Here is a 16,001-nt window from a genome sequence, read left to right on the forward strand (position 1 = left end):
TTCACGCTCCGCGACGGAAATAGCCGTCGACCAGATAGTCCAACGATACGACGCCTGCGCCGCGAGCCAAAATGAGCAGCAGCAGCGAACTCCACATGAGGTGTTCGCCCCAGTGTACCGGATAGACGAAGATCTGGATCACCGCGACTACCCCGAGCAGCATCAGCGCGCCGAGGCGCGAGAACAGGCCGAGGAAAAGCAATGCGGCGCCGATGATTTCGGCGGCTGTCGCGAGCGGGGCCGCCAGCGCCGGGTCGATCAGCGGCAGATTATATTCAAACGCGAAAAGCTGTAGCGTTACCGGCCAGGAAGCGAGCTTGGTCTGCGCCGATTGCCAGAACACGTGGGCGACCGCGACGCGAGCCGCCAACTGAACGAGAGAAAGGGGTATGCTGCCCGCCAGGTTCAGAGCCCTGCGGTAGGCGGCGGTTAGGCTGCGGCCACTGGTTGAAGGCATTTCGCGGGTCACGCTCATTGGTCTCTCCATTTTCGATTACTGCGGGTGGTCGAAGCCGATGCCGGTCACCAAGCCTTCGCCGAACAGGCTGACGAGGGCGCCGAGGACTTCGAACGTTGGTTCGTGCGTGAGGGCGCGTGAAACGGCCCTCTCCAGGCCGAGGCCCTTTTTCAGGGAATGGCGGAACGAGAACTGGGCGCTCGTGAGGCGCGCGAAGCGCACATTGTCGCCGTGCCTCCAGAGCGCGATGCGCTCGGCTTTTCGCTGCCGGACATCAGCTTGATCCGGAACGCCTCCGTTCTGATGCGCCGACCAGATCGATAGTACCGGCCAATGCGACATAACGAGGCGCAAGGATGGCTGGAGCATCAGTTCGGGGGTCGAGCTTGAGGCTTCGCCATCCAGTGCCGCCAGGTTCAGGGCCGGCAGTGATGCCGCATCAAGCGCCTCGGCGATCGCCCATTCAAGCCGCGCCGTTTCCGCGACGAAGGGCATTTTAGCCAGACCTTCGAAGGTCCCGAGGAAGCGCGGGAAGTCGGAGCCGTAGCGCACCAGCCTTGGCTCGCCGGGGGGATGCTGACGAATGAACTCGCTTGCGGCATAGCGGAAGAACCGCTCGTCGACCATGCGAACGACGACTGGGAATACGGCCATCAGCGTCGCTGTCAGCGAGGCGCGGGTATTGTTCTCATAGATGCGCAGCCGTCGGCATGGATCGGCGCGGCCCGCTGAAACGAGCGACGAAAGGCCGAATTGCGGGTTGCCAAGCACGGACTGCGCTATGATGTTCTGCAGATGCTCAAGCGGCAGCATGGCGGATACTCCTGGCGTCACGGTCTGCAGCGAGGCGCGCGGGCTTGATCGCATCGAAAGCGGCAAGCACCGGCATCTGCCCGCGCGGTGCATCGCGTTCGAACGGAACGACAATGCCTGGAGCGGACTGCTTCGGCGCGGAAACAGGAAGGGAATCCTGCCGCTTGCGGAAGGCGATCGAAGCGGCAAGCATATCCGCCCACATTGCCTCGCCCAGCAGCACGTCGAGCACGGGCACGTCGGTATCCCATTCGATCAGGGTGGGGCGTGGGCCGAATTTCTCGATCGCGCCGGCATAGAGTGACCACACGGCAGGCGGCACGCGCGAGCCGTGGTCGTCGATCAGGACCGTGTCATCGCCAACGTCGTTGACGGCATGGCCTGCCAGATGGATCTCGCCGATCGCCTCGGCAGGCAGCACTTCGATGAACGCAGCCGCGTCGAAGCCGAGATTGTGGGCGGAAACGTAGACGTTGTTCACGTCGAGAAGCAGGCCGCATCCCGTGCGCTTCACAAGTTCGGCCAAGAACTCGGCCTCCGTCATCGTCGAACCGCTGAACTCGATATAGGCAGAGAGATTTTCAATCAGGATGCGGCGTTTCAGAGTGTCCTGAACGAGCTTGATATTGTTGGCGACGATCGCGAGCGCTGCTTCGTCGTAACGGAGTGGCAAAAGGTCGTTGAGGTAGGCGCCATCGGCGCCGCTCCAGGCGAGGTGTTCGGAAACAAGATCGGGTTCGAAGCGCACGCATACCTTGCGCATGCGTTCCAGATGGTCGCGGTCGACGCCGGAAGCGCTGCCGAGAGACAGCCCTACGCCGTGAACAGAAAGGGGGTAGGTCTCACGCAGTTTTTCGAGCGCGGCGACGGCAGCAGAACCGCCCATGTAGTTTTCGGCATGAACCTCCAGCCAACCCGCCGACGGGCGGCGGCTAAGCATTTCAGCAATGTGCGGCGAGCGAAGACCGATGCCCGCGGCTTGCGGAATTGGGAGGGTGGGAAGCTTATTGGGCATCAGTCGTCTCCATTGGGTTGCGTGGGGGTGGATCAGGCCTTGGGTTCGGTGCTGCCGCTGGCAAGCTTTCCGCAAGTGCCGGCCGGCACGTAGATCCATGCGTCGGACTGGTTGTCGGCCGTAGAGGTCCCGGCGCAAGAATGCGTGGCGGTCTGGCAATCGTTCTGGCCGGCCTTGACGACGCCGTAGCACTTTTCGAACGAGAACTCCGGCTGAGCGGCCGGACCGGCGAAGGCAGCGCTGGCGGCGAGCGTGGTAGCCGCGGCCAAAGCCGAGCCGATGAGCGATTTGGTATTGATCATGATTTCCGTCTCCTGGGTTTGTGTTTGGTTCAGACCGGCGATCAGCCCGTCTGAAGCCACTCTCTTCGATCGCAGCCATCAACTGAAATGCTGTCTTTGCATGGTTTCGATAGACGCGCTGTATGCGCCGGCGGCATGAAAAGAGCCCTCCGGGAGGGTTGCCGGAGGGCTCAGCAAACCGGCATCCAGAGGGGATAATGCCGGCCGGGAGTTGTTGTCAGAGATAGCGTTCGTGGATGTCCACCGTCGAACGCTGTCCGATATGGTTATAGTTGGCTTCGAGCCATTCCTCGGCGCGTTCACGGCCGCGGTCGCGAAGATCCGTAAGCAGGCCCCAATCGGCATTGAGCTTGCTGGAGACGCCAAGCTTTTTCATGGTCTCGTCATCCGAAATGCCGTGGACGAAGATGCGCTTGAGGTCGAGCGTCTGGCCGGCCTCCGAGTCGATCAGTTGCGTGACGAAGGCGATCGCCCGCATTTCCCGCAAAAGCGAAGAGTTGAAGCTTATCTCATTGATGCGATTAAGGATATCCGTCGCCGAGCGCGGCAGTTCGGCGCGTTCTATAGGATTGATGTGTACGATCAGCACGTCCGGCGTGTCGCAGGAATAGATCAGCGGGAAGATTGCCGGATTTCCCATATAACCGCCGTCCCAATAGGCCTCGCCGTCGATCTCGACTGCCTGGAACAGGAACGGCAGGCATGCCGACGCCATGATGGCGTCGATCGACAGCTCGTCATTGGAGAAAACCTTGACCTTCCCGGTCCGCACATTGGTCGCGCAGATGTTGAGTTTCAAAGGACAGCGCGACATGCGGACGGCATCGAGATCGAGAGACTGCTCGAGAACCTTTTTCAGCGGATTGAAATTCAAGGGATTGAACTGATAGGGCGACATCAACCGCGTCACCATATCGAGCATCAGGAAGGCCGGGGAGTATTCGAGCGAACGCGACCCGGTCATCTTGTCAAGCAGGCTCGGCTGCAGAGGGCTGAAGGCCGCCGCGTGGCTGACGCGGCGCCAGAAATTCGCAAGCGCCTTCTGCGCGCCGCGCCGTCCGCCTTCGGCGAGCCCGTAGGCAAGCACCGCCGCGTTCATGGCCCCGGCGCTGGTGGCGACTGCCCCTTCGAGGGACAAGTTCTCCTCGTCAAGGAGGCGATCGATGACACCCCATGTGAAGGCGCCGTGCGCGCCTCCGCCCTGAAGCGCGAGGTTGATCGTCCGCTTCCCGCGGACCACGCTGGGCGCGGCCGGTTCCGATTGGCTGGAGGCAAGCTTCACAACCTCGGCATGAGTGTTCATCGGGTATCCTCCTCGCGTAAAATTGCAGACGTTTTGACGATGACGGTGCGCTCAGTGCGCAGTCCAGCCGCCGTCGATCGGCAAGGCTGTGCCGGTGATCGAAGCTGCGCAGCCGCTGCAGAGAAACACCGCAAGCGCTCCCATCTCTTCCACAGTCGCAAAGCGTCTGGTCGGCTGGTTCTTCAGAAAGATATCGCGGATAACGGCGTCGCGGGCGATGTTGTGCGACTTCGCCTGATCCTCGATTTGTTTCTCGACGAGCGGCGTCCAGACATAGCCTGGACAGATCGCGTTCGAAGTCACGCCGTACTCGGCGCCCTCGAGTGCGACCACCTTCGTCAACCCGACCATGCCGTGCTTGGCGGCGACATAGGCTGATTTGAACGGCGAGGCGATCAGCCCATGGGCGGAAGCGATGTTGATGATGCGGCCATAGCCGCGACCCTTCATCGGCTCGAAGGTCGCCTGGATCAGATGGAAAGCCGAACTCAGGTTGATCGCCAGGATCGAGTCCCATTTGGCGACGGGAAATTCGCTGACTGGCGCAACATGCTGTATGCCCGCGTTGTTGATCACGATGTCGATCTGGCCGAAGCGCGCAACGGCCCGTTCCACCATCATGTGGATAGCGTCGCGGTTCGACATGTCGGCGTTGTCGTAAGCGATGTCGACGTCATTTTCCTCGGCCAAGGCGGCACGCTGCGTTTCGATTTCCACCGGATCCCCGAACCCGTTCAGCATGACGGCAGCACCGTTCTGCGCCAGGGCGCGGGCGATGCCGAGGCCGATGCCGCTGGTCGAGCCGGTCACGATCGCGGTCCGGCCTTCCAGGGGGCGGCGCATCGCAAGCGTATCGGTTTCAGGTTTGCTGACGTTGAGCATTTCGGTCTCCGTTGATGTGCCGCAACGCTGCGGCTGTTCTGCGGGACCTTGAGCGATGCGCGCTCAACAATAAAATGCCGCTGTGCTATCAAATCCATGCGTCCATTGCATTGGCTGGAGAAGGCTCGGGCGCGCTAGGGGATTGGCATGGACATCCACCACATCCGATATTTCCTCGCCGTCTGCGATACGCGGAACTTCACGCGCGCCGCCGAGAAATGCAACGTCACCCAGCCGGCGCTCAGCCGCGCGATCCAGCAGCTCGAGGACGAGGTCGGCGGCCTTTTGTTCCGGCGCGAGCGCAATCTGACCCACATCACCGATCTTGGCGCGCTGCTTCGGCCGCGTTTCCAACAGATATCAGATGAACTGAGCGGCGTGCGTCAGGAAGCCTCGCGCTTCCTTTGTCTCAAGGACGCGAATCTGAAGGTCGGCATCATGTGCACGATCGGCCCGCGCCGCTTCACCGGTTTGCTCACCGATTTCAACATGCGCCACAAGGGAATTCAGTTGCAGTTGGTTGAAGGGGTACCAAGCCGGCTCTCACAACTGCTCGAGGCGGGCGACATCGACGTCGCAATCATGTCATCGAGCGAAAAGTTCCCGGAACGCTTCGACGTGACGCCACTCTTTCGCGAACGCTTCATGCTGGCGTTCCCGACCGGCCATCGGCTGACGCAGCACGAGACCGTGCCAATCAGCGCGATCGATGGCGAGATCTATCTGAGACGCGTCAACTGCGAGTATTGGGACCATCTGTCTCATCTTTGCGTCGAGCGCGGAGTGAAGCTTCGCATCTCCTATTCCAGCGAGCGAGAGGACTGGATCCAGAACATGGTTGCCGGAGGGCTCGGCATCTGTTTCCTCCCCGAATACACCGCCGTGATTCCAGGGCTGCAGGTGCGGCCGGTGACAGAGCCGGAGGTGACCCGCGATGTGTGCCTCGTCACCGTCGCCGGCCGCCGCTTCTCGCCCGCGGTGTCGACATTTGTCGGTGCGGTCAAATCCTATGGCTGGGCAGAGGGCGCATCACCGGTTTCGATGCGCCGTACCGCCGCGTAATCGAAACTCCGTCGACTACGCAGGATTACGCCTGCGTGTTCGGGTGCGAGCCGGTACGACTGCGCCCAGGCTCACGCGATAGCTTCAGGCTATGGAATTCAGAAGTACCCGGCATTTCTCTTCGCAGCCGTGCTCGCCCAATCTCCACATCACGCCCCGCATGAATTCCCATTGCCGGGCTCGATAAAAGGAGAACCGCAAAATGTTTTTGAAAGTCATAGCACCTCGCAACCCGATCAAACTTGTTCTTGCGTTCGGCCTGCTCGCTTCGGCCGCGGCTTTCGCTGTAGCACCTGCCCACGCCGGCGAATGCCCGGTCGGCCAGGTCGCCACCAATGCCGTTCAGTCGATGCCGAGCGCGCCGGAAGGTGTCACCGACGAGGTCATCAGCACGATCGACCTCAGCACGAAGGGCGACGCCTGGAAGGGCAATAGGTTCCGTCTGCGCAAGCTCGTCGTGCAGCCCGGCGGCGTCGTGCCGTGGCACGACCACTCCACGCGTCCGGCAAATATCCTGGTCGCTGAGGGCGCGATCAGCGAATATAGCAACACCTGCAAGGTGGCGATCGAGCACAAGGCCGGCGAAGCCACCGCCGAGTTCGGCCAGCTCGCGCATTGGTGGAAGAACAACGGTTCGGTTCCTGCCGTGCTCTATTCGGCCGACATCCTGCCGCCGGACATGGACGCCCACGACGCGATGTAACCGGACCTCAGCGTCCCGCTTATTGACCCTCAACCTCCATCGGCGTTCCCGGTCCCCTTCGGGAGCGTCGAACCATGCACGGAAAAATTCCGATGGCCAGCTATGACGAAGCCGTTGCCTCGAAGCTCCGCAGGGTGTCGACGGACAGCCTGCGCTTCGGCATCATTGCCTTGATCGCATTTCTGACGCTCGTCGACCTTTTCGCCGCGCAGGCGATCCTTCCCTCGCTCGTCGTCAAATTCAGCGTCAGCCGCGCGACGATGGGTTTCGCGGTGAATGCCAGCACCTTTGGAATGGCGATCGCCGGCGTCGCGGTGGCGCTGCTCGGCCGCAACATCGACCGGCGCAACGGGATATGGTTCAGCCTTGTCGTGCTCGCCATACCGACCGCGCTACTTTCGATGACCAACAGCATCGCAATGTTTGCCCTCCTGCGCGTCCTGCAGGGCCTGTGCATGTCGGCGGCCTTCACGTTGACGATCGCCTACCTCGCCGAGCATTTCTCACCCGGCCAGGCGGCAGGCGCGCTCGCCGCCTACGTCACCGGAAACGTCGCCAGCAACTTCTTCGGCCGCATCCTTTCGGCGGCTGTTGCGGACGGCTTTGGCATCTCCATCAACTTCCTGACCTTCGCTGCCCTAAATATTGCCGGCGCGTTGCTGGTCTGGCTGACTCTGAAGAAGACCGACCGCATGATGCGAATCGACGCCGACCACCCTCCCGTAGGTGGCGCCTGGAAAGCCCACTTTAAGAACCGAGAACTGCGCGGCAGCTTCGCGATCGGCTTCCTGATCCTGTTCGTCTTCATCGGCACGTTTACCTATGTGAATTTCCAACTGGCCGCAGCACCGCTGGCCCTGTCGCCGATGGCGCTCGGTCTTGTTTATTTCGTATTTCTGCCGTCGATGCTGACAACCCCGCTCGCCGGCCGCGTGGCAAGGCGGTTCGGCCCGGCCAGCGGCATCGTCCTGACGCTCGGGATTGCCATCGCCGGCCTTCTGGCGCTGCTCACTCCAAATCTGCCGATCGTTCTTGCGGGCATGGCGCTGATTGCCATCGGAACATTCTTGGCGCAGGCGATCACGACCGGCCATGTCAGCCGCGTCGCCGCCCGCGACAAGGCCGCTGCGAGCGGTATCTACCTTGCTTCATACTATTCCGGCGGATTGGTCGGCAGCTTTGTCCTCGGCCAGGTCTATGACCGGCTCGGCTGGACCACTTGTGTTGTTGTTCTCGTCGCCGCCCTGATCGCGGCAACGATAATCGCCCGCCCGCTGACGGCGCCACGCGTCTGATCCCGCTTCACCTCGACGTTTACCGCCGCTAATGAGCGGCGGCATTTCCATGGAACCTGCCAGCCATACGCCGCACTCATCAATTCAGGCAGCAAACGGCATTATCAATCCGCCGAGCCTTTCCGCATCCTTTCTTCCAGCCTGTCATCGGACCGGCTTCACTCACGGAGAAAGAAAAATGATCAATTCAGTCAAATCGACCCTCGCGTCGACGGCGCTTGTCCTGACGCTTGCCACCCCGGGGCTTCTGGCCCAGGCCAATGCTGAGACGGCGTCCGACGGCGTCGTTACAGTCAAGAGCGGCTATTCGGTTGCAGAGACCGTGTCGCGGATCAAGAAGGATGTCGCCGACAAGGGCATCACGTTGTTCGGTGTCATCGACCAGGCCAAGCTCGGCAACGCCGCCGGCAACGTCGTCAGGCCGTCGCGGCTCATCATGTTCGGCAACCCGGCACTCGGCACGACCTTCATCACCGCGAACCCGAAAGCCGGCCTCGACTGGCCGGTGCGCGTCGTCGTTTACCAGACGGCTGATGGCTCGGTCTACGCGGCCTACACCGACTTCGACTACATCGCCAGGCGCCACGGCATCGAAAGCCGCACCAGGGAATTCAAGATGGCGACCGAAGTGATCCAGTCCGTCACCTCCAGCATCGAGAAATGACCCTTGAAGCGGGGCCGGCTGCCGGCTAGACGTCCGGCCCCGAAAGTTTTGCGCCAGTTGTGTGTGTGTCAAGTTCTGCAAAACGGCGTGGCATTCAGCGGTGACGTTGGCGTGCCCGCGGCGTAGCCAACTCGCGGTTGGCGATGAGGGTCCATATTGCTGCGGTGAATTAAAGGACGCCTGAATCTTGGACGAACCCATCCGTGTGCTTTGGGGTTTTCCCACCGCATGCAACGGATCCGCGTCGGTGCGAGGTCATGGTCACTCCTCGCCAGCGTGCCTTCGAGGAACGGCGTTCATGATGGCCTCCGCCAGTTCTTCGAGGACGGAAGTATCGCCTTTCGATGCGGCAAATAGCCTGAACTGCGCTTCTGGCAACTCTGGCAGGCCGTAGCTTTCGGGTACACTGACCAGGCCGTTTCTCAGCTGACTGACGATCATCGGCGCTACAGCGAAGCCTGAGAGGGCAGCCGCCCTCAGGCTGGCGTTGCTGGTGCAGATCATCACCATGCGCTGGCTGATCCCGGCCTTGGCAAGCCGTTCAAGAGCAACTTCCCTGTAGGGGCAAGGTTCCGGCAACACGGCCAATGGCAGCGGGTCCGGAAGTTCCACGCCGGTATGATCCGCCCATGCCCAGACAAGAGGCTCGCGCCACAGGAGGCGCCCCATCTCCTCACCCTCACACTGGGATCCGAGCACCAGTTCGATATTGCCCTCCTTCATTTTCGAGAGCAGCGCACCCGGAATCCCGACTTGCACCTCGATCTGCAATCCGCGGCGATCGGCGCCGAATGCCTGCAAGGCGCGAAGGATGGGGACCTGTGCGAAGTCTTCCGAGAGGCCGACGCGAACTCTGCCGTGAAAGGGTGCCTGCGCCAGATCGGCCAAAGCATCCCGGTTAAGGGCGAGCATCGCCCGGGCATAGGCGAGCAGGCGCTCGCCATCTTGTGTCATCTCCAGCGAGCGCGTCGTCCTTTTGAGTAACGGCTTTCCGACCTGCTCTTCGAGACGACGCAGGTGCCCACTGACGGCCGACTGCGTAAGGTTCAGTCGCGCCGCTGCCCGACTGAAGCCGCCTTCGTCGAACACGGCGACGAACGTCCTGAGCAGGACCAATTCCAGCATATATTCTGATCCATGATGAATATTGTCGATAATCTCAATTTTTATATCGAATTAAAATATGACGCAATACGGTTCATCACAATGAGCAAGGATGATCCATGACCAAGCTGCTGCATATCGTTTCCTCGCCCCGCAAAGAGCGTTCCGCCTCGCGTGAGGTCGCCGAGGCCTTTGTTCAAAGCTGTCGTGCTCGGCGACCCGACTTGGCGATCTCAACGCTCGACCTATGGGATGTCGACCTCCCCGAATTCAGTGAGGACGCGATGTTGGCCAAATATGCGGGGCTCAGCGGCACGCCGCTTACCCCTTCTCAACAGCAGGCATGGGCCACATTGCAAGAATTGGCGCAACAACTGCACTGGGCGGATATTGTCCTGCTGTCGACGCCCCTGTGGAATTTCAGCATTCCCTACAAACTCAAGCACTTCATCGACCTGGTATCGCAGAAGGACATCCTTTTCTCGTTCGACCCTGAACACGGGTTCGCAGGACTGCTCCGGGATAAGACCGCCGTGGTCGTCCATGCGCGAGGTCTCGACTATGCGGCGCAATCCATCACGCCGGCGCAGCGCTTCGACTTTCAAAAACCCTATGTAGAAGCGTGGTTGCGCTTCATCGGTATCGAAGATGTCCGCAGTCTAATCATCCAGAAAACCCTCTTTGGACCCGATATTGACCATGCGGCTCGCCAGGATGCACGGGAGGCCGCGTTACAGCTGGCGGAAGATCTGCTGTCGCAGACAACAGAGGCGATTGCATGATTACGAAGCGCCCGCTGCGGACAAGAAGGGCGGCTCTGGAGACTGGCGGGGAAGGTCGCCTTATGGTGCGACGGAGCACCCTCGGTTCAAGCCCGAGGGCATGTTTTTGCGCGACATGCATCAGAACCACATATCGCGCACGCAGCGACCATCGCGCGGCAGGTCCTCGAACGCGTGGAGACCATCGAAATGATCGATTGGCAAGTCGGCGACGGTGTCAGGCGGCGCAAGCCTCACATTGACGGCGATCCGAGTGCGACCGGCGGCACTGGCGCGCAAACCACGCCAGGCCAGCACAGAGGCGCATGTTGGACAGAACAGAATCTCGAGCGACGGGGCATCCTTTCCGGAGCGCGTGTAAGCACTTGTCGGTCCGGCAAGACGGATGCGTTCGTCAACATAATCGTAAGCCCACAGCGCGCCATAGCGGCGGCAAAGCGTGCAGTTGCAGGCTGTGATCGAGCCGGGATCGCCCTCCAAAGTCCAGTGGGCCGCGCCGCAATGGCAGGTTCCGGTCAGCATTCGTCCTCCTCACCTTCTGGCAGCAACACGAGCATTGTTCCCAACATTGTGCCGGACCCAGTGCGATTTCAACAGGTTGTGGTGCGGCCTGACGCGCTCGCCGCTTTCGCAAGATGTTCGTTGTCTTGCCCAATATCCTTGCCTTCGTGACAGGCTTTCGCCATGAAGGCCGATGAACTCGCCTTTGCCAGCCAGCACACGCAAGCGGCTCGACGAACTCCTCGTCGCGCGGGGCCTGTTCCCCAGCCGCTCTCGCGCCCGCGACGCGATCGAGCGCGGCACCGTGACGGTTGACGGCGTCATCGCCCGCAAGCCCGGCCAGACGGTCCGGGCTGATTGCCTCATAGAAGTCGATGATCCGGCACAGGGCTATGTGTCGCGTGCTGCGCTGAAGCTGATCGCCGGGCTCGACTATTTCGGCCTCGATCCAGCCGGCAGCGAAGCGCTCGACGTCGGCGCCTCGACCGGAGGCTTCACTCAAGTGCTGCTCGGACGCGGCGCGGCGCATGTCACGGCGATCGATGTCGGGCATGGCCAGATACATCCGGATATCGCCGGCGATCCGCGTGTGACGGTCATCGAGGGATTGAACGCCCGTGATCTTTCGACCGCCGATCTTGCCGATCGCATTCCAGATTTTATCGTCTCCGACGTCAGCTTCATCTCGTTGAAACTGGCGCTGCCGCCGGCGCTCGCCATTGCCAGGAGCGGCGCCAAAGCAATATTTCTGGTCAAGCCGCAATTCGAGGCGGGCCGCGAGGCGATCGGCAAGGGCGGCTTGCTGAAAGATCCATACGATGCCGCGCGGGTTGCCGGCCTGCTGCAGGATTGGTTGGACGGCGTCCCCGGCTGGCGCTCGCTCGGACTGCATCTGTCGCCGATCGAAGGCGGCGACGGCAACCGCGAGTTCCTGCTCGCCGGGATCAAGGACGCCGGCATCGAGAACAGGGGGATCGGAGGCCGATGAACGCGCGCTTCACGATCACACGGCTGGGCTCCCAGGGCGACGGCGTCGCCGAAACCGAAACCGGCGAGCTTTTCATTCCGTTCACGCTGCCCGGTGAAACCGTCACCGCCGCGCGCGAAAAGGACCGCGCCACGCTGATGTCGGTGCTGGCGGCTTCGCCGCTTCGCATCGACCCTGCCTGTCGGCATTTCACCGAATGCGGCGGCTGCGCCATCCAGCATCTCGAGGCCGAAGCCTATCATCGGTGGAAGCACGACAAGGTTGCGCATGCGCTCAACAGCAAGGGCATCAGTTGCGACATTGACGCGCTGGTGCCGTGCGCGCCGCAGACGCGTCGGCGCGTCGTGTTCACCGCCAGGCGCAGCGAGGCCGGCATGCTGCTTGGCTTCGTTCGGGCGTTGTCGTCCGAGATCATTTCCATTGAGGAATGCCCGATCTCGCTGCCCGAGATCGTCGCTATGCTCGACCGTCTGAGAGCACTCGCCGAATTGGTTTGCGCCACGACGAAATCGTTCCGCATGACGGTCACGGCGACCGGTTCCGGCCTCGATGTCGCGGTTCACGAGTCCGGCAAGCTCGGCGAGAACCAGCGCCGCGTCGCCTCCAATTTCGCCATCGCTCAGGGATTGGCCAGGCTTTCGATCGATGGCGAGATCATCATCGAGCCCAAAAAGCCGGTGGTGCTGTTCGGCTGCGTCGCCGTCGCGGTGCCGCCGGGCGCCTTCCTGCAGGCGACCGAGGCCGCCGAGCAGGCGATGGCCGACATCGTCGGCCGGCACCTCGCGCGTGCCAGGAAGATAGCCGATCTCTTCGCCGGCTGCGGCAGCTTTGCGCTGCGCCTGGCCGCCAGGTCGGAGGTCCATGCGGTGGAGGGGGATGCGGCAGCGCTTTCGGCGCTCGACCGGGCATTCCGTTTCGCCAGCGGTCTGAAGCGCGTGACCAGCGAACGCCGCGACCTGTTCCGGCGGCCGCTCACTTCGAGGGAACTGAATGCCTTCGACGGCGTCGTCTTCGATCCGCCCCGCGCCGGCGCCGAAGACCAGTCGAAGCAGATCGCCCGTTCCGACGTGCCGCTGGTCGCCGCGGTTTCCTGCAATCCGGTGACGCTGGCGCGCGACTTGCGCATCCTCGTCGATGGCGGCTACGCCCTGAAAAGCGTGACGCCGATCGACCAGTTCCTGTGGTCGCCGCATGTCGAGGCCGTCGCGCTTCTGGAGAAGCCGAAGCGAAGGCGGTAGCGGGTCCGCACTTGTTGAGCTTGAATTTCGCGTAAAATGAGCGTATTTTGAGCGTGCTCTGTTCAAAATACGCTAGGAGCCTGTTATGAATACCGCAGCTCTCGATATCAGAGCATCGCGCTTTGGCGACGAGCGGACGCCATTTCTTTCGGCAAGACGGGTGGCTGAACTGCTGGGCGTCAATCTGACCGAACTGGCGGGCCTGATCGGCGTCGCGCGCAACACGCTTGCCGCCAAGACCGGCGCGCGCAAGGTCGACGCCGCATTGAGTCCGATCGTCCGTATCCTTGCGATGGCAGGCGAGATGGCCGGCGATGAACAGCGTGCGGCAATCTGGTTCAAGCATCAGCCGATCCCCGGCTGGGCGGGAAAGACCGCCTACGATCTCGTTCGAGAGGGCAAGACGGACAAGGTGCTTGCCTATCTGGAGGCAGTCCGCTCCGGCATCTATGCCTGAAAACAGACTGAGCCTATGGCGCGCCTTCGTGCCGCGTTGGGCGCATCTGCCGCTTTCCGGCGAAGGAGCAGCCCGCTTTGGCGGTCGCTGGAATCCAGTGGGCGCCACGACGATCTATGCCGCGGGCGAATTGTCCACTGCTTGGGCGGAGTACAATCAGGGCTTTGTCCAGCATCCGGCGCTGATTGCGCAACTCGCACTTTCAGGCGCGCGCCTGGCCGACCTTACGGACGCTGATGTGCTGACCAGGCTCGGCGTGACGGCGGACATTCACCGATGTGAATGGCGCGACATCATGGATCAAGGCCTTGTGCCTGAGACGCATACGCTGAGAGATCGCCTGATTGCCGATGGGCAGCATGGCGTGATCTACCCCTCCTTCATGTCGCCCGGCGGCACATGCGTCGCGCTGTGGCGATGGAACGAGAGCAACACACCCCGTCTGAAGGTCATCGATCCCGACCATCGCTTGCCGAAAACGCCGGCTTCATGGCTTTAATGCATGTCGCGCAAAAGTGTGCAGCGGTTTTGCGATAACGACATGCATAAAACAACAACCTAAAGCGCGTCGCATGAGGCCGGTCAAACGCGACGCGCTTTAGGGCAGTTCGAGCCGGCCGCGCCGCCGCGCTTCGGCCAGCACACCCGCGTCCATTTCTTCCAACGTCTTCGGCCTGTCTCTATGGGCAGGCATCCAAACACGTCTTCTGGCCGTGTCTCGGCGAAGACTGGCGCAGGATTCAGTAGCACGCCCTCCGGAGTATCTTCGACCAGAAGACGTGTGCCGGCGTCCCATTCCCTCCGCTTGCGGATCGCGCTGGGCAGGGTGACCTGCCCCTTGGTCGAGACAGTGGTTACGAGTCTTTCCGGGTTGGCCATCGCGGCGCATCCTCTGAATGTAAGACAAAAACCGCAGCTTCTATCAAACCCGCGTTCCGCCAACCGTCATCTGGTTCATCCTGAGGTGCGGCTGGCCGACGCCGACCGGCACGCCCTGGCCGGCCTTGCCGCACATGCCGATGCCGGTGTCGAGCTTCATGTCGTTGCCGATCATCGCAACCCGATGCATGGCATCCGGCCCATTGCCGATCAGCATGGCGCCCTTGATCGGCTGCGTCACCTTGCCGTTCTCGATCATGTAGGCCTCGGTGCAGCCGAACACGAATTTTCCCGAGGTGATGTCGACTTGGCCGCCGCCGAAGGAGACGGCATAGATGCCGTTCTTGACCGAGGCGATGATTTCGTCCGGCTCCATGTCTCCTGAAGTCATATAGGTGTTGGTCATGCGCGGCATCGGCTGGTGCGCGTAGCCTTCGCGCCGTCCGTTGCCGGTGGCGTTCATGCCCATCAGCCGGGCGTTCTGGCGATCCTGCATATAGCCGACAAGCTTGCCGTCGTCGATCAGCACATTGCGGGCCGACGGCGTGCCTTCATCGTCGACGGTCAGCGAGCCGCGCCGCTCGGCCATGGTGCCGTCGTCGACGACGGTGACACCTTTTGCTGCCACCTGCTGGCCCATCAGCCCGGCGAAGGCCGATGTCTTCTTGCGGTTGAAGTCGCCTTCCAGCCCGTGGCCGACGGCCTCGTGCAGCATGACGCCCGGCCAGCCGCTGGACAGCACGATGTCAAAGGTGCCGGCGGGGGCCGGAATGGCCTCGAGGTTGACCAGCGCTTGCCGCAGCGCCTCCTTGGCGGCGTGTTTCCAGCTGTCCTCGACCAGGAATTCGCCAAACCCTTTGCGTCCGCCCATGCCGAAGGAGCCGCTCTCCTGGCGGTCGCCGTTGCCGACCACCACCGACACGTTGATCCTGACCAGCGGGCGGATGTCGCGCACCATCTGGCCGTCGGCACGCACGATCTCGACATGCTGCCAGGAGGCGGCGAGCGACGCCGTCACCTGCCGCACGCGCGGATCCTCGGCTCGCAGCCACGCATCGATTTCCTGAAGGAGCTTGGCCTTGGCCTCGAAGGAGGGCGAGGGGATCGGGTTGTCGTCGCCATAGAGATGGCGGTTGGTGCGGGCGGGAGCCGCAGCAAGCGTGCCGGAATAGCCGCTCTTGACGGTTGACACAGCGTCGGCCGCGCGCAGCAGCGATGCTTCCGAAAGATCGCTGGAATGCGCGTAGCCGCTCGCTTCGCCGGCGACCGCGCGCAGGCCAAAGCCTTGGTCTGTGTTGAAATTGGCGGTCTTCAGCCGGCCATTGTCAAACATCAGCGCTTCGCTCTCGCTGTATTCGAGGAACAGCTCGCCGTCGTCGGCGCCGTTGATGGTCTCGGCGACGATCTGCTTGATGCGATCGTCGGAAATGTCGAATTGGTCGATCAGGCTGTTCATGGCGCGGTCCGTCCGTGGAAAGAGATTGTCCTCACGATGTAGGCGCGAAGGTGCGCCCAGACAATCGGCAATGACCATTGTCTGTACATGACCCCGAAAA

18 protein-coding genes and 1 pseudogene are annotated in these 16,001 nt (G+C 62.0%); 9 read left to right on the top strand and 10 right to left on the bottom strand.

Translation table 11 applies throughout. From position 1 onward, the window contains the following. Position 1: 1 nt before the first annotated feature. The 6 genes from AC0L3D_RS02690 to AC0L3D_RS02715 all read right to left on the bottom strand — a co-directional run bounded on the left by AC0L3D_RS02690 (position 2) and on the right by AC0L3D_RS02715 (position 4,772). Positions 2-457: a DoxX family protein gene (locus AC0L3D_RS02690; protein ID WP_473643107.1), complete on the bottom strand. Its 456-nt coding sequence runs from the start codon at positions 455-457 to the stop codon at positions 2-4. Between the two features lie 36 nt (positions 458-493). Continuing rightward, complete coding sequence (locus tag AC0L3D_RS02695; protein WP_473643002.1) at positions 494-1,270, bottom strand: HvfC/BufC family peptide modification chaperone; 777 nt, start codon at positions 1,268-1,270, stop codon at positions 494-496. Then, positions 1,257-2,285, bottom strand: coding sequence for an MNIO family bufferin maturase (gene bufB, locus AC0L3D_RS02700; RefSeq protein WP_473643004.1), 1,029 nt, complete (start codon positions 2,283-2,285; stop codon positions 1,257-1,259). Before bufB ends, AC0L3D_RS02695 begins: the two co-directional genes overlap by 14 nt. A gap of 32 nt (positions 2,286-2,317) precedes the next feature. Continuing rightward, entirely contained in the window at positions 2,318-2,587 is a 270-nt protein-coding gene (locus tag AC0L3D_RS02705; protein WP_091595987.1) for a BufA1 family periplasmic bufferin-type metallophore, read from the bottom strand. A gap of 217 nt (positions 2,588-2,804) precedes the next feature. Further along, complete coding sequence (locus tag AC0L3D_RS02710; protein WP_473643006.1) at positions 2,805-3,890, bottom strand: patatin-like phospholipase family protein; 1,086 nt, start codon at positions 3,888-3,890, stop codon at positions 2,805-2,807. A gap of 51 nt (positions 3,891-3,941) precedes the next feature. Further along, entirely contained in the window at positions 3,942-4,772 is an 831-nt protein-coding gene (locus AC0L3D_RS02715; RefSeq protein ID WP_473643008.1) for a 3-hydroxybutyrate dehydrogenase, read from the bottom strand. A gap of 147 nt (positions 4,773-4,919) precedes the next feature. On the opposite strand from AC0L3D_RS02715, the gene AC0L3D_RS02720 reads away from it, so the two are divergent. The 4 genes from AC0L3D_RS02720 (at position 4,920) to AC0L3D_RS02735 (ending at position 8,496) form a co-directional block, all read left to right on the top strand. Next, entirely contained in the window at positions 4,920-5,834 is a 915-nt protein-coding gene (locus tag AC0L3D_RS02720; protein ID WP_128172043.1) for a LysR family transcriptional regulator, read from the top strand. A gap of 202 nt (positions 5,835-6,036) precedes the next feature. Continuing rightward, positions 6,037-6,537 carry a cupin domain-containing protein gene (locus AC0L3D_RS02725; protein ID WP_473643010.1) on the top strand — a complete coding sequence of 167 codons (501 nt, stop codon included), beginning with the start codon at positions 6,037-6,039 and terminating at the stop codon, positions 6,535-6,537. A 92-nt stretch (positions 6,538-6,629) separates the two neighbouring features. Then, the gene (locus AC0L3D_RS02730; RefSeq protein ID WP_128172264.1) at positions 6,630-7,832 is read left to right on the top strand and encodes an MFS transporter; all 1,203 of its coding nucleotides are present in this window, start codon (positions 6,630-6,632) and stop codon (positions 7,830-7,832) included. 178 nt (positions 7,833-8,010) lie between these two features. After that, positions 8,011-8,496: a DUF302 domain-containing protein gene (locus AC0L3D_RS02735; RefSeq protein ID WP_287341561.1), complete on the top strand. Its 486-nt coding sequence runs from the start codon at positions 8,011-8,013 to the stop codon at positions 8,494-8,496. Positions 8,497-8,757: 261 nt separating this feature from the next. Here the strand turns inward: AC0L3D_RS02735 and AC0L3D_RS02740 are convergent, their stop codons facing one another. Beyond that, on the bottom strand, positions 8,758-9,621 hold the full coding sequence (locus AC0L3D_RS02740) for a LysR family transcriptional regulator (RefSeq protein ID WP_473643012.1): 864 nt from the start codon (positions 9,619-9,621) through the stop codon (positions 8,758-8,760). A gap of 98 nt (positions 9,622-9,719) precedes the next feature. Here AC0L3D_RS02740 and AC0L3D_RS02745 point away from each other — a divergent pair, with 98 nt between their 5' ends. Then, complete coding sequence (locus AC0L3D_RS02745) at positions 9,720-10,382, top strand: FMN-dependent NADH-azoreductase (protein ID WP_473643014.1); 663 nt, start codon at positions 9,720-9,722, stop codon at positions 10,380-10,382. Between the two features lie 120 nt (positions 10,383-10,502). On the opposite strand, the gene AC0L3D_RS02750 is transcribed toward AC0L3D_RS02745, so the two are convergent. Then, positions 10,503-10,904, bottom strand: a complete 402-nt coding sequence (locus AC0L3D_RS02750) for a GFA family protein (RefSeq protein ID WP_287245058.1) — start codon at positions 10,902-10,904, stop codon at positions 10,503-10,505. A gap of 172 nt (positions 10,905-11,076) precedes the next feature. Here AC0L3D_RS02750 and AC0L3D_RS02755 point away from each other — a divergent pair, with 172 nt between their 5' ends. The 4 genes from AC0L3D_RS02755 (at position 11,077) to AC0L3D_RS02770 (ending at position 14,065) form a co-directional block, all read left to right on the top strand. Next, positions 11,077-11,871, top strand: a complete 795-nt coding sequence (locus AC0L3D_RS02755; protein ID WP_287049752.1) for a TlyA family RNA methyltransferase — start codon at positions 11,077-11,079, stop codon at positions 11,869-11,871. Next, positions 11,868-13,109: a class I SAM-dependent RNA methyltransferase gene (locus AC0L3D_RS02760; protein WP_473643017.1), complete on the top strand. Its 1,242-nt coding sequence runs from the start codon at positions 11,868-11,870 to the stop codon at positions 13,107-13,109. The genes AC0L3D_RS02755 and AC0L3D_RS02760 overlap by 4 nt, the downstream gene beginning before the upstream one ends. A gap of 85 nt (positions 13,110-13,194) precedes the next feature. Beyond that, a complete protein-coding gene (locus AC0L3D_RS02765; protein ID WP_027152353.1) occupies positions 13,195-13,566 on the top strand; it encodes an antitoxin Xre/MbcA/ParS toxin-binding domain-containing protein in 372 nt (123 codons plus the stop codon). Next, positions 13,532-14,065 carry an RES family NAD+ phosphorylase gene (locus tag AC0L3D_RS02770; RefSeq protein ID WP_419696994.1) on the top strand — a complete coding sequence of 178 codons (534 nt, stop codon included), beginning with the start codon at positions 13,532-13,534 and terminating at the stop codon, positions 14,063-14,065. The genes AC0L3D_RS02765 and AC0L3D_RS02770 overlap by 35 nt, the downstream gene beginning before the upstream one ends. A 99-nt stretch (positions 14,066-14,164) precedes the next feature. Here AC0L3D_RS02770 and AC0L3D_RS02775 read toward each other — a convergent pair. Together AC0L3D_RS02775 and tldD are read right to left on the bottom strand one after the other, a co-directional pair. Then, positions 14,165-14,445, bottom strand: a pseudogene (locus AC0L3D_RS02775) (AbrB/MazE/SpoVT family DNA-binding domain-containing protein). 43 nt (positions 14,446-14,488) lie between these two features. Next, positions 14,489-15,901 carry a metalloprotease TldD gene (gene tldD, locus AC0L3D_RS02780; protein WP_473643019.1) on the bottom strand — a complete coding sequence of 471 codons (1,413 nt, stop codon included), beginning with the start codon at positions 15,899-15,901 and terminating at the stop codon, positions 14,489-14,491. Between the last annotated feature and the right edge of the window lie 100 nt (positions 15,902-16,001).

The organism is Mesorhizobium sp. WSM4837 (assembly GCF_055811435.1).